An 11,246-nucleotide genomic window follows, 5' to 3' on the forward strand; every position below is an offset into this window, starting at 1 on the left:
GGGCAACCTCTGCCCAAACTCGCTCCACATGAGCACGATGGCCCGCATCGATCGCAGAGCGAATCATGGACTCGATCATCGTCCACTCGATCATCTGGCCTGCGGGATCCGCAGGGTTCTCCGACCAGTCGTGGTTCCGCAGGATCTCGCGCAGCAAATAGATCGAGGAGGGCAGGCCATCCATCAGATCGTCTTGCCCGGCCTGGTCACCAAGCGCCTCCGCAGGCGCAACGACTTCTTCCAGAGCGGACTCGTCTTCCTTACCGGCTTCGCCCTGTTCTTTCAGCGAATCACGAATGGCGGCTTCGTCANNCGGCGGCTTCGTCAGCCGCAGTGTCATCTGCAGGGACTTCAACGAACCCATCGTCGACTTCGCCGACGCCGGCCTCTTCTCCCGGGTTTTCAGACTGCGTTTTCTTCAAGAAGCCCATTCTCGTCCCCTCCAGATGAGATCTGCACTAGAACCGCACTGCCGGCAGGCGCGGCGTATCCGTACTGTGCACAAATTTTACTTTCGTTGCATTATAATAAGCGACTCTAGCAAACATTCCCATATATAGGTGGACCAGAGTCCTCTGGAATCACCTAGGAGAGACCAATGCAGATGTTCTGGACGCTGTTCGCCATCCTTGGGCTGGCTGCTTCGGTTTTCCTTGGAAACATCCAGGACTGGCGAGATACCGAAACGCAGGGAGAGATAGCCGCGATCGCGGGGAGCATGCAGGTCTACAAGGGCGCTGTTGCGGCCTACCAGGCCAGCAACCCAGCTGCCTCAGGAACAATCGCCGACGCGCAGCTTGGCCTCCCCAGCTGGTACGTCAAAGCCCCAGGCATCAGTAACGTCGTGCAAGCCGGGAAGGTGTACGTCTTCTACAGCCAGCCGAAATCAGGCCTGGCCGAACTCCTGCTCAAACGCACGGACAATGCGCTCACCGTAGGCATCAAGCAGAACGGCAACCTGGTGAACCCGAGGCGAGGCGTCATTTCAAGCCTGCCCAGCGCAATCCCGGATGGGAGCGTCGTGTTCTGAGACACCAACCTAACCTATTGATTTTGTTCGTATAATCATTGTTATGTTAAACGGCTATAAAAACATTATTTATTATTCTTTAAATGACTATAAGCCTTGCGCCGCTACTTGAGCAATACGCAATACCGCGCCTCGCGCTAAACGGTCGCAAGCGGAAAACACAAGATCTAGTGCCTGACCAGCTGGTCGGAGCCACCACAGCTAGTAGACGAGGACCAGAATGACCGAGCCTTCCATCGCAATGATTCGTGACGAGGCACTGATCGCTACGCACCTAGCAACGGCACAGCGCCTTCGTATACAGATCCACACAGCACATCCGTTCCACAAGGACGCACTTTTTGGAGACTGGGCGGTGACTGGCGTTTTTGAGAACCAAGAGCAATACGTGGGGCCGCTCAGCGAGCTGGGATTGCAGCTGGTCCCGTCCGCAGGCGTTGCGATAGTGAAATCGCTCCCAGGCCACCGCAGCCTGATGTCCGAGGCTTACAAGGCCCTGCAGGCCCTCAAGGACCAAGCAGCCGCGGTGACTTTGTCGCTAAATGACCCAGCTGCTGGAAAATTGAGTTTGGCGGAGGCTCAACAGGCGATGCAGGAATGCCAGCCCTGGACAAACTGGATCGTCCGGGCCGTCCTGAAGAAGGGCCAGGTCCTCCCTATTACGGAGTTGGATGAGGACTGGCTTGAGAGCGAGTTCGCCGGCTTCTCTGCGTCCCCTATCTCCTCAACCCATGCGGCCACCAGCGAGGCGTGACGATATGCTGAACAGCATCCCCCAGCATGACCAGGATCTCTTCAAACAGACCGTGCTGCAGCACATCACCACCAAGCTACCGACTGAAGAGTGGGAGTTGTTCCGATATCACTGGTGCATGGTCAACCAGCGCATGGATCCCGACGCGGAGCCGAATCCTGACCTGACGCCTAATCAACTCGTGAACGAGGCGCTGACCTCAATGCGTAATGAGGTAGCACACCTTCTCAAGAGCTTCGGGAAGCAGATCGAGGTCGTTGGCGAAGCTGCCGGCCAGCCCGTCTATTTTGCACGGCTCGCTGGGTACTACTTCTGGTCTCCCCGGCCCCACGAAGAATTGATGCTCGACATCAACCTCTGCTTCCCCAGCTACCCGTGCGGTTGGTGACTATGGGCTACATCGACGGCTACCGCCTGCCGACAGCATAAGCACCCGCGCAAACAAGAAAGGCCGCTTGCGCGGCCCTTCTTGCTTCTGTCCATTCCTTCACCGCGCCATAGCCACTACCGCCCTGCTGCGGTCTTCCGCCGGCGACGGAGCACCGTCACTATATCCGGTACTCACGCCCTGCGTAGCCGCATAGTGCCGGGTTTGGTACTGCAGGACTTCCTTCATCTGCGGGCTCACGTCCTCCTCCAGCCCCCACTCGAACGCGAGCTTATCCAGGCGGTGAGTGGCCACAAGCTGGCTCGCCCGTGGCGACCGCGCCGCAGGCTTGAGCGATGACCAGGACGACACGAACGCTTTGAGCAAAGCGGCCTTCTCCCGCGGTACACAGGGGAAGCGGCGTAGCCGATCCACCAGGTACAGCGCTCGCTGCTTCTGGTCGACCTGACGTAGACGCCTGGAAACCTCGTCCTCCAGCACAGACACCAAGTCTCCCTGGCCGTACCAGAGCTGCTTGGCCAGCTCCGCAAGCGCCTCCGCCGAGGCATGGCGCAGCCCTCCCCGGGTTACATCCTCCAGGAGCTTGCCGAAATTGCCGTCAGGGTTTTGGCGAGCCATAGTGCCCATCCTCCAAATACGGTTCAGTGACGTCGGCCAAGCAGCTGAGCATGCCCGAGCGGTTCCCGACCGCATAATCGATTGCCTGTGTGGCCAGTGTAACAAACTCTTCGACATCAACACGGCCACTGTCGATAAGCGCTTCGATATCAGCTTTGTCCTGCTCTGTAAACCGGCTCAACTTGGAAATAGCGAGATCCACGCCAGCGGCCACGTAAACATGCAGAGGCTGGTTTCCGTCGAACCCATCCAAGGGTATTGCTCGATCTCGATAGTCCTCATGCAGAGGCCCAAGCGACGTGTTGTAGTTCGGATCGAACTCCACCGTGAGATCTTCGTCCCCTTGCTCATAGAACTCCGGATCTGCCAGCACCGCCACCAACTCGTCACGGCGCAGGATCCTTGCTGCCTCGACCTCAGCATCGATGTCGGCGCTCCCGCGGGCGTGCGTCAGCAGGTGCACCCCACATCCACCGAAGATGAAGACCTTCATGGCACCGGGCGCCTGACCCTCCAGAAGAGGTAAAGCCCGGGAGAAGAGCCTAGCTACGGCCTCCCCTAGCGGTGTGCTGAGTTGGATGTTTGACATTGAATGCTCCTAAAAATCAATAACGTGAGACCGAGCCGGCTCCGCCGGCGAAGCAGGTCGAGGGTTGGAGCATAGAGCCAGAGGCATGCACCGGAAACGCAGGACTCAGTGCGGGCGGGGCCTTGTCGTCCCAACAAAGTACGATTCACAGCGCCGACCATAAGCGACACCAAACTGATTTTCCAACCAGCTCAACAGTGCCGGCGACATATCCCCCACCCCAAGGGCCAGTCCATTATCGCGCCGTATCTGGCCGAAGAGGGCATGCGTCACATTGTGGAGATAGTCTCCCACATGCGAAGCGTTGGGAAACTTCACTGTGATAATGATCCCGCCCAATGGAGGGCGCCGACCGGCGCTTGGAACGTTGACATGATAATCGTCGGCGTATTGAGAGAGGCTGGTGATGCCAGAACGCATATCCGCCATTTCGAGCTTTTCTACCGCCGTTTTGAAGCGACTGTAGAAGTCACCTCTCCCCACGTGACTGCTGACCGACCACGGGCAGAGATTGAGGACCTCGAAGACGTCGGCAGCATCATCAGCCACAAATAGCTGTATACCTTTGGGTACAACACCGTCGATTGCGGAACGGGCAGAAACCGCCAGCGCCTTCCAATCTACCGCCTGGTAATCAGTCAGCACAGGCATTCCTGCAGCGTCAACGAGAACCCCCTCAGGTTCCGGAGAGTGAGGCGCGAATAGAAAGTGGTAGGCGATCGGGGCATTCCGGTTCACAGCGATCATAGTCATGACCATTCTCCTAGAAAAAAGTCCGCGAGTTGTTCCGCGACAGAATCTCTTCGAGATCTGGGATCTCCCTCAGGGTTGGCGACAAAATGTCCGCCCTGGTGCTCTCTGGAGTCTCGCCTTCCCAGTGGCCGTAATAGAAAACGTCGCCGTCCAGCTCATAGAGCTCGTCTTCGTCGATCGTCACGCCATCGTCCTTGTACGGCGCTCTCAGCAGCGTTATCCCGTCATCATCAAGGAAAACGAGCCCGTGGCTCGCGACCTGAAGACCACACCCCGGATTGGCCGAGAGGATTCGCTGATAGTGCCCGCAGACGTCCTCATAGCTCAGGCTACGAACCTGCAACGGGCCTGGCACCCAGCGATCGCCCTGCTTTTCTATCTGAACCACGTCACGCAGGATCGTGAACCCTTGAAACTGAGTAGCGCCTTCTCGTTCTGCTATAGCGATCATGCTGTCAAGATCACTCCGAACCCACTCACAATCGTTTCGCGGGTCCGTCAGTGCATAGCGCACAAGCTCCATACCACTCCTCCTCTTCCAAAAAAAACCCCGGCAGGGACCGGGGCAAAAGTCCCTTCGCTTTCGCAAGGAACGTGACGAACGCAAATTCGGCCCCTAATCCCCGTCGGCCTGTCCGGCAACCTCTAGCAAGGCAGGAGTACCGGCATAGGCCAAGACCATGACCTGCTCCCCTTCTTTGGTGACCAACGCAGAAGTTGAAAAGGACACTCCAATAAGGGCGTTGGCTTCCTGGTGTGCCGTCGAGCACAACTGGTCGATACAGGCTCCCATCGCGGTGCTTATCTGGTCACTTATAGGCACCCGCCTAACCACGTGGACCATCGGGAAAAGGCGTACGAGCCTGACGTCTGCCGGCAGTACCTGGGTGGTGAACACGTGCATTACTGCCCTGCCCTAGCGGCAGCGCCGCGCTGATTTTCAAGACGGGGCTGTATGTCCTTCCGATTCAGCCGCTCGGTCTGCAGCGCGAGCATCATCTCGATCCGCTCGCGTGCTCGGCTTCGTTCAAGCGCCAGAACATCTTCCAGGGCTTGCATGTGCAGATACTCGGTCAGCAGCGGAGCAGTAGTCTTCCCGCTTTCAGCGGTGTACCACTCCGGAGAGAGAAATCGCTTTTCGATTTCGTTGGACATCAACTCGTAGAACGAGGCCTGGCCATCAACAGGAGACCGCCTGGCAATCATCCCATTGAGGCTGTTGCTGGCCAGCGACATCACCGCGTCATCAGCCAACTCGTGCGCCCGCAGGGCCTTTCCTTGCGGGCTACCGGTATCGGGAAGCTTGGTGGCCATCTCAAACGTAACGTTCTTGACGAAGGCTCGGGCGGCCTCGATCTCGGCCTCATTAAAGGTCTTTCTCCCCTCCCCTGGCTCCAACATCCTGTCGAAACGGATGTCCCGATCCTGCATGGCGGCAGCCACAGCTTGGCACCGTCCAGCGCTGGCATCTCGATCGGAGCAGTAAGGGACGTGACGCTGGATCAGCGCGAGTTGGTCTTGGTAGAAAGCTCCATGAGTGGCGTCTAGCAGCGTGCGATTTTCAGCAGCAGTTTGCCGGACGCTTCCAACCATCGCGCTTCCAACCGCCTGTACGCTAGCCATTGTTTCTGCCTGGCTGCTCGCAGGGATGCTCTCCTCGGCTGCACTACCGGCACGCTCTTGGGCCTGCAGGTTAGCGTCGACCGCCTGTTTACCCTCAAAGAGCGCCTGCTGAGCAGCGAGCTGCTGTGTCATGACTGCCTGATGGCCATTCACTCCCGACCACCAATCCGGGTAGATATCGCCTGCAAGCACTTCGACAATGTCGCTGGCCCAAGAAGTAAAATCCGAGACCATACTGGCGCCGGCCTGAACGAACGCGGAATAGCCCACGAACCCCCAGGGATCACAGCAATATGCTGCAGACGCTCGGTAGACCGGCAGTGCTGCTATCCCCAGAGCTAAAGCTGTTGCAGCAATCCAGCGCGGCCGCATCACTGCCCCGCCTTCGCCGCGGCGCTTCGAGCCACTTCGAGCTGTGCCGCCGAATCGGACTTCACGTCCATGGCAAGATTGGTCGCGAGCATTGCCTCAACACGCTCCATCTGCTGGAAAGACTGAAGATCCATCCACAGCTTGAAGGCCTGCATCTTGTTCTGCTCGCGCAGCAGGTTTTCGGTAGAGAAGCCAGAAATCATGGTGTACCAGTCAGGCGATTGAAACCGACCGTTGACCAGGGTTTCCATAAGCTCCATCGGAGAGATGTCCGCCTTATTGACCATCGCAGCGGCGCCCAGGCCAGCGACCGGTGTGCGCAGGGCAACAGCCTGGTTCAAGGAGTTTGCGGCGACCGAGGATCTGGCCTGCTCAATATACTGCCCCGCAATGAATGCCTTACCTTGAGCAGTGCCCTCCCAGGCCTTGGGGATGTTCTGAGTGGGGATGGCGTTGACCAATTTCGCGATGAGGGCCTTTACGGCTTCCAGCAGCGAAGGGGTGAGATTGCTATTGCCCAACAAGGTGTCGACGCGGATATCGGCACCCTGCATGGCAGGATCCGAAGGCAGCGAGCATCGACCCTGGGCAGCCTCTTCCGCCGTGCAATACTTCGCCACGTGTTCGTCATAGTGCCGGGAAATGACAGCCGCACTGCTGGGGGTATAGAGGGTACGATCTGCAGACGCCTTGTTCAGGCTACCTGCGGTTTGCTTCACCGAAGTGCCGGCCTGACCCGCTGCGGCTCCCGTCGCAGCCTCATAGCAGCTGCGAGGTGACAACTCGTATTTGGTTGTCGCATCAGCTCGAACTTTCTCCATATAGAGCTGCGTCTGAGCGGCGATCGCGCCCTCCATCATCACCTTTTGCTGGGCTGTCTGCTTTGTGACTTCCCGCGTCAAGGTGCTGAACCCTTGCTGAATGCTCGAATCGATCTTCTGGAGCCAGGCCACGATCGTCGAAGTTGCAGTGGATACGGCAGACGACACCGCCATGCCGGCGGCATTCGCCCCCTGGGCGGCAATCGCGCCGTCACCGCAGCACGCCTCGGCTTCCCGCGGAGCACCGCTCATGCCCAGGCCAACCACCAGGGTAGCGACACCGAGACCAAAAAATTTGAATGCTTTCATCACAGGTCTCCCAAGCTACTGCAGGATGTTGATCACGCGGCCCGCCGTTTCCCCGGCCGATCCGGGCACCACAGTCCCGACCTGCGAGCCGACAGTGCCCATGACCTGGCTGTACTTGCCGTTGCTCTTCTCGTTGGCTCTGCGACGAACCGACTCGATGGCTCGTTGCCCAGCAGACTGCGCTTCTTGCTTCGCAGCCTGGCAACCTTTTTCCAGCAACTCCTTCCCGATCTTGTCGATCAGCCCCTGGATGCTTCCCAGCCCGGGAATGCTTAGGCCGCCAACGTACTGAGAGATCTGGTCCATGCAGGGAGTAATCGAGTTCTGAAACACCTCCGTGGGGTTCACCTCAGGGGTGTAGATCTTGACGTACTCCTCCTGGGCCTTTTGCTGGCCCTGCTGAATGTCTTCGCAATAACGTTGCGCATCGGAAGCGCTCGTCGCGGCCACTCCAGTCGAGGCACCGATCAGCAAGCCAACAGCGAGCATCGACGGAAACTTATTCATCTCGCTCCGACCTCTCCTGGTGATAGTTCGTGATGGCCTTCGACAGGCTCCCAAGGAACTCGGGGGCCAGAAGCCGCTGGAAGAACGGAGTGTTCTGTACAACTTGGAGGCGCTGTACCAGGGTGCCGGCCAACATCGGATCGAGGACGTTCGAGAAAACGCCATTAGAGTCCTGCTGCAGGAGCACTCCGAGCAGACGTGACCCCAGCCCTGCGTGGCGCTCGCCCAGCCACTGGACGATTCGGAATGCTTTGCTGCTGCTGATATAGACGAGGAAGAACAGCAGGTCATTTCGGTCCGCATCAGCCAGCTTCGCCGCAGCCGCCGGATCGGAGAGGCGGAGCCCGAAGCTCTGCAGGCGCTCGGCGATATCCGGGTGATTATCCAGGGCCCAGTCCTCTGCCCTCTCAATCGAAGCAAACAGTTGGCCTAGTTCAGGCGAAACCTGCTCCCAGTGCTCTGCAACATCTTCAGTAGATAGGCTTAACATTGGTTTATGGCTCGGACTTTCGTTGTGTTATCTTCTGCAAGTATCGAGACTAAACGCTTTAGCGTCAACACTGGTGATCAGCGTGCTAAGAGTCATCAAACACATCCGAACCGAGCGAGCCGAACCGTCGCCACCTCCCGAGCCTGAAGCAAGCGCGCCACCCGCCGGTCGCCAGGATTGCGGCCAAGCATGGCGTCAACTGTCGGAGCGGCTTTTGGGCCGCTTGGGTGACGCGGATACGCATGAGCCGGAACTCACGCTCCCCTCCCCCACGCCCTCGTCTTCCAACAAGCACAGCTAAAGGACAGCCAGATGAGAAAATCGCTGCTGCTTTGCCTACTTCTGGCCGCATTCTTCGGGGGAGCAGCCCACGCTGAATCCTCAGGCGGACTGAACCAATTCACCCCGCCGCCGGGCGATACTTCCGTTGACTTCCTGGAAGAAGTGTTCGGCTCGATCGTGGGGACCATCCACTCTGGCGGGAACGTAGAGGGCGGCGAGACCGAGGACGTGCTGGGCAGCATGATGTCCGTTTTCGGTGGTGCCGTGATGTTCTTGGGCATGCTCTTTATCGCCTACACCACGATCAAAGGCACCGTCGACTCCGCTCAGGATGGCGAGGTCCTCGGACGGAAGATGAGCGACATCTGGATTCCATTGCGTACCGCTGCAGGCGGCGCCCTGCTGCTACCGCTCGGGCATGGTTACTCGCTGATCCAGATCATGGTGCTCTGGCTTGCTATACAGGGCGTGGGTGTGGGAGACGCAATCTGGAGCCAGGCGGTCGACCAAATCGGCAAGGACGGCATGCTTTCCCGACCGCTCATTCCAGATTCCCGACCACTGGCCGCCAACATCCTGAAGTTCGAAGTCTGCACCGCGGCGATGAACAAGCAGTTCGAGGCCTCTGGTCGGTCGACACGCATCCAAGCTGTCGCATCCACCCGCAAGGTCGTCAACACCGGAGAGATTGACGTTGATATTACCGACGCCATACCGGTCTATGGCGGCATCAACATGGTTCAGAAGTACAACAAAGCGAGCTATACCGTCACCGACTACAAGTGGAAGGCGAACGACAACTCCTACATGAACCCCGATGTCTGCGGAGCCCTGACCTGGAAGCAATCCTGGGAGGCCTCGGAGGGCAACAGCAACACCAAGGTCATCAAAGAGCCGATTCTCGCGGCACACGCCAAAGCCATCCAGCAGATGATCCAGGATATCCGGCCGACGGCACAGCAGATCGTCGCCGGGCAAAAACCGGCCCCGGGCGTGATAGACGCCGCGGCGAACACCTATGAGAACTCGCTTCGCGCCGCCGCCAAGACCGCTGTGATGCAAACCAGTGATCGCGCTGCAGCGGACTTCCTCAAGGCCGCCAAGGACGGCGGCTGGCTGTTCGCCGGCACCTGGTACAACCACATCGTCAAAATGAACGACGTGATGCAATCCACATTGAACGGTCTGCCGGCAGCCGATCCTATTGCCATCGTCGACAAGGAGACCAAGGAGACACTCCAGACATACGCCGACGTCATGCTCACCGCCGACGAGTATGCCAAGCACCGCGTCGACTCGGTCCGTAACACCTACTACGCCGAGACCAACGTTCGGGAGCCCCGTGACGGAGAAGGCGCCTGGGAGTACGTCAAGAAGATGATGTCCGCGCCATTCATGGGCGCGATCAACCAGATGACGCAGAGCATCGCTGGCTCCAACCTCAACCACATGAGTCAGATGAAAAGCTTCGGCGATGTCATCGTGACTACCGGCGAGGTAATGCTCGCAGCCATGGCCACCGCCACAGGCGTCGCGAACTCCTGGGCAGCACAGGCCACAGTGAAGGTTGGTTTCGACGCAGGCGCAGTCTTCCAGTTCCTCTCGGGCATCATCACCCTCATGCTGCTCGCCCTGTTCGCCTTCGGCGTGACGCTGAGCACCTATGTGCCGATGATCCCGTTCATCACCTGGACAACCTCGATCGTGAACTGGTTCGTTCTTGTTCTGGAATCGGTCATCGCGGCCCCGCTGTTTGCCGTAGCCCACATCCATCCAGATGGAGACGATGCCGTCGGCCGAGCCGGACAGGGCTACATGATGATCCTGTCGCTGGTGATGCGACCAGCACTGATGCTGTTCGGCCTACTCGGCGGCATGCTGCTGACTCAGCCAATCGTTGGATACATCAACGCGGCCTTCATGTCAGTCGTCTCCGGGATCCAGGCCGACAGCATGACGGGCATCGTCAGCTTCATCGCCTACGTGGCCATCTATGTGGTGATGATGACCACCGTCGTGCACATCGTTTTCAGCCTGATTCACTGGGTTCCGGACAACATCCTGCGCTGGATCGGTAACGGATCTACTGGTGGTATCGCCGACGCGGAGCGCACGGGCGACAGCGGCCAGGATGTGTTCGTCGCCGGCGTCAGGGAAACGAAGCATGGCGCTGCCGGTGGCCTCGGCGGGCACCGCCCGAAAGGGCCATCAGGTAGCCCAGGTGGCGGTGGCGACACGCCGGATGGCTCCCCACAGCGACCAGGCCCATCGAACAAGGATCTGTTCGGCGGATAAGCACACCAAGGGCCATCGTTTTGATGGCCCTTCTTTTTGTGATAAATATCAAGCTCTTAAACAAAAAAGCCGACCAATGGTCGGCTTTTTCCTTTCAGGGCCCTGGCATCACAAAGGCCGGATGCTCCAGTCGCCCTCATTGAGGGCATAACCTTTGGCCTTCAGATTCTGGGACAGGTAACGAGTACGAAGCGAGTCACGCGCCTCTTTGCTGAGCAAAGGGGAGCTAGCCTCGCCGCGCTGCAGGGCATCAAGAGCGAGCTGCAGGATGTAGTTATTCGCCTCCTGCAGCGCAGTCAGGAAAACATTCTGCTGGTTCGCGTGGTCAAGCTTGCGCTGGAGCATGCCCGCGTGCGCTTGCCAGCTGCGCTCAGCTCCAGCCTCTTGCTGGCCCTGCCAGAAGCGGTTGGTCATT

General features: G+C 58.7%; 13 protein-coding genes. 4 read left to right on the forward strand and 9 right to left on the reverse strand.

The features are described 5' to 3' along the window. The first annotated feature begins 598 nt into the window (after positions 1-598). The 3 genes from pilM to G1E_RS22420 all read left to right on the forward strand — a co-directional run bounded on the left by pilM (position 599) and on the right by G1E_RS22420 (position 2,172). Positions 599-1,030: a type IV pilus biogenesis protein PilM gene (gene pilM, locus G1E_RS22410; protein WP_023118063.1), complete on the forward strand. Its 432-nt coding sequence runs from the start codon at positions 599-601 to the stop codon at positions 1,028-1,030. A 220-nt stretch (positions 1,031-1,250) separates the two neighbouring features. Then, the gene (locus G1E_RS22415; RefSeq protein WP_009685680.1) at positions 1,251-1,784 is read left to right on the forward strand and encodes a hypothetical protein; all 534 of its coding nucleotides are present in this window, start codon (positions 1,251-1,253) and stop codon (positions 1,782-1,784) included. A 4-nt stretch (positions 1,785-1,788) separates the two neighbouring features. Beyond that, the gene (locus G1E_RS22420) at positions 1,789-2,172 is read left to right on the forward strand and encodes a hypothetical protein (protein ID WP_009685679.1); all 384 of its coding nucleotides are present in this window, start codon (positions 1,789-1,791) and stop codon (positions 2,170-2,172) included. Between the two features lie 99 nt (positions 2,173-2,271). Here the strand turns inward: G1E_RS22420 and G1E_RS22425 are convergent, their stop codons facing one another. The 8 genes from G1E_RS22425 to G1E_RS22465 all read right to left on the reverse strand — a co-directional run bounded on the left by G1E_RS22425 (position 2,272) and on the right by G1E_RS22465 (position 8,254). After that, positions 2,272-2,790, reverse strand: a complete 519-nt coding sequence (locus G1E_RS22425; protein WP_009685678.1) for a hypothetical protein — start codon at positions 2,788-2,790, stop codon at positions 2,272-2,274. After that, positions 2,771-3,283 (reverse strand): DUF6036 family nucleotidyltransferase, encoded by a 513-nt coding sequence (locus G1E_RS22430; protein ID WP_015026433.1) that lies wholly within the window; start codon positions 3,281-3,283, stop codon positions 2,771-2,773. Before G1E_RS22430 ends, G1E_RS22425 begins: the two co-directional genes overlap by 20 nt. 201 nt (positions 3,284-3,484) lie before the next feature. Further along, positions 3,485-4,132: a hypothetical protein gene (locus tag G1E_RS22435; RefSeq protein WP_023118060.1), complete on the reverse strand. Its 648-nt coding sequence runs from the start codon at positions 4,130-4,132 to the stop codon at positions 3,485-3,487. 10 nt (positions 4,133-4,142) lie between these two features. Further along, on the reverse strand, positions 4,143-4,655 hold the full coding sequence (locus tag G1E_RS22440; RefSeq protein WP_009685675.1) for a hypothetical protein: 513 nt from the start codon (positions 4,653-4,655) through the stop codon (positions 4,143-4,145). A gap of 380 nt (positions 4,656-5,035) precedes the next feature. Next, complete coding sequence (locus G1E_RS22450; RefSeq protein WP_023118059.1) at positions 5,036-6,127, reverse strand: hypothetical protein; 1,092 nt, start codon at positions 6,125-6,127, stop codon at positions 5,036-5,038. Continuing rightward, positions 6,127-7,257, reverse strand: a complete 1,131-nt coding sequence (locus G1E_RS22455) for a hypothetical protein (protein WP_110389093.1) — start codon at positions 7,255-7,257, stop codon at positions 6,127-6,129. Before G1E_RS22455 ends, G1E_RS22450 begins: the two co-directional genes overlap by 1 nt. Before the next feature lie 15 nt (positions 7,258-7,272). Next, positions 7,273-7,764 (reverse strand): hypothetical protein, encoded by a 492-nt coding sequence (locus G1E_RS22460; RefSeq protein WP_009685668.1) that lies wholly within the window; start codon positions 7,762-7,764, stop codon positions 7,273-7,275. Continuing rightward, positions 7,757-8,254: a hypothetical protein gene (locus tag G1E_RS22465; RefSeq protein WP_047150116.1), complete on the reverse strand. Its 498-nt coding sequence runs from the start codon at positions 8,252-8,254 to the stop codon at positions 7,757-7,759. The genes G1E_RS22460 and G1E_RS22465 overlap by 8 nt, the downstream gene beginning before the upstream one ends. A gap of 312 nt (positions 8,255-8,566) precedes the next feature. Between G1E_RS22465 and G1E_RS22470 the strand changes: the two genes are divergently transcribed. Next, the gene (locus tag G1E_RS22470) at positions 8,567-10,831 is read left to right on the forward strand and encodes a DotA/TraY family protein (protein WP_009685665.1); all 2,265 of its coding nucleotides are present in this window, start codon (positions 8,567-8,569) and stop codon (positions 10,829-10,831) included. A 108-nt stretch (positions 10,832-10,939) separates the two neighbouring features. On the opposite strand, the gene G1E_RS22475 is transcribed toward G1E_RS22470, so the two are convergent. After that, a complete protein-coding gene (locus G1E_RS22475) occupies positions 10,940-11,245 on the reverse strand; it encodes a hypothetical protein (protein ID WP_047150117.1) in 306 nt (101 codons plus the stop codon). Position 11,246 lies beyond the last annotated feature (1 nt).

The sequence above is a fragment of the Pseudomonas sp. TJI-51 genome (genome assembly GCF_000190455.2).
In the GTDB taxonomy this organism is placed as follows: domain Bacteria; phylum Pseudomonadota; class Gammaproteobacteria; order Pseudomonadales; family Pseudomonadaceae; genus Aquipseudomonas; species Aquipseudomonas juntendi.

Excerpts from the sequence above, each read along its gene's own strand:
- G1E_RS22425 (WP_009685678.1), bottom strand. The coding sequence starts at position 2,790 with ATGGCTCGCCAAAACCCTGACGGCAATTTCGGCAAGCTCCTGGAGGAT.
- G1E_RS22430 (WP_015026433.1), bottom strand. The coding sequence starts at position 3,283 with ATGAAGGTCTTCATCTTCGGTGGATGTGGGGTGCACCTGCTGACGCAC.
- G1E_RS22455 (WP_110389093.1), bottom strand. The coding sequence starts at position 7,257 with ATGAAAGCATTCAAATTTTTTGGTCTCGGTGTCGCTACCCTGGTGGTT.
- G1E_RS22435 (WP_023118060.1), bottom strand. The coding sequence starts at position 4,132 with ATGACTATGATCGCTGTGAACCGGAATGCCCCGATCGCCTACCACTTT.
- G1E_RS22465 (WP_047150116.1), bottom strand. The coding sequence starts at position 8,254 with ATGTTAAGCCTATCTACTGAAGATGTTGCAGAGCACTGGGAGCAGGTT.
- G1E_RS22470 (WP_009685665.1), top strand. The coding sequence starts at position 8,567 with ATGAGAAAATCGCTGCTGCTTTGCCTACTTCTGGCCGCATTCTTCGGG.
- G1E_RS22420 (WP_009685679.1), top strand. The coding sequence starts at position 1,789 with ATGCTGAACAGCATCCCCCAGCATGACCAGGATCTCTTCAAACAGACC.
- pilM (WP_023118063.1), top strand. The coding sequence starts at position 599 with ATGCAGATGTTCTGGACGCTGTTCGCCATCCTTGGGCTGGCTGCTTCG.
- G1E_RS22460 (WP_009685668.1), bottom strand. The coding sequence starts at position 7,764 with ATGAATAAGTTTCCGTCGATGCTCGCTGTTGGCTTGCTGATCGGTGCC.
- G1E_RS22475 (WP_047150117.1), bottom strand. The coding sequence starts at position 11,245 with ATGACCAACCGCTTCTGGCAGGGCCAGCAAGAGGCTGGAGCTGAGCGC.
- G1E_RS22450 (WP_023118059.1), bottom strand. The coding sequence starts at position 6,127 with ATGCGGCCGCGCTGGATTGCTGCAACAGCTTTAGCTCTGGGGATAGCA.
- G1E_RS22440 (WP_009685675.1), bottom strand. The coding sequence starts at position 4,655 with ATGGAGCTTGTGCGCTATGCACTGACGGACCCGCGAAACGATTGTGAG.
- G1E_RS22415 (WP_009685680.1), top strand. The coding sequence starts at position 1,251 with ATGACCGAGCCTTCCATCGCAATGATTCGTGACGAGGCACTGATCGCT.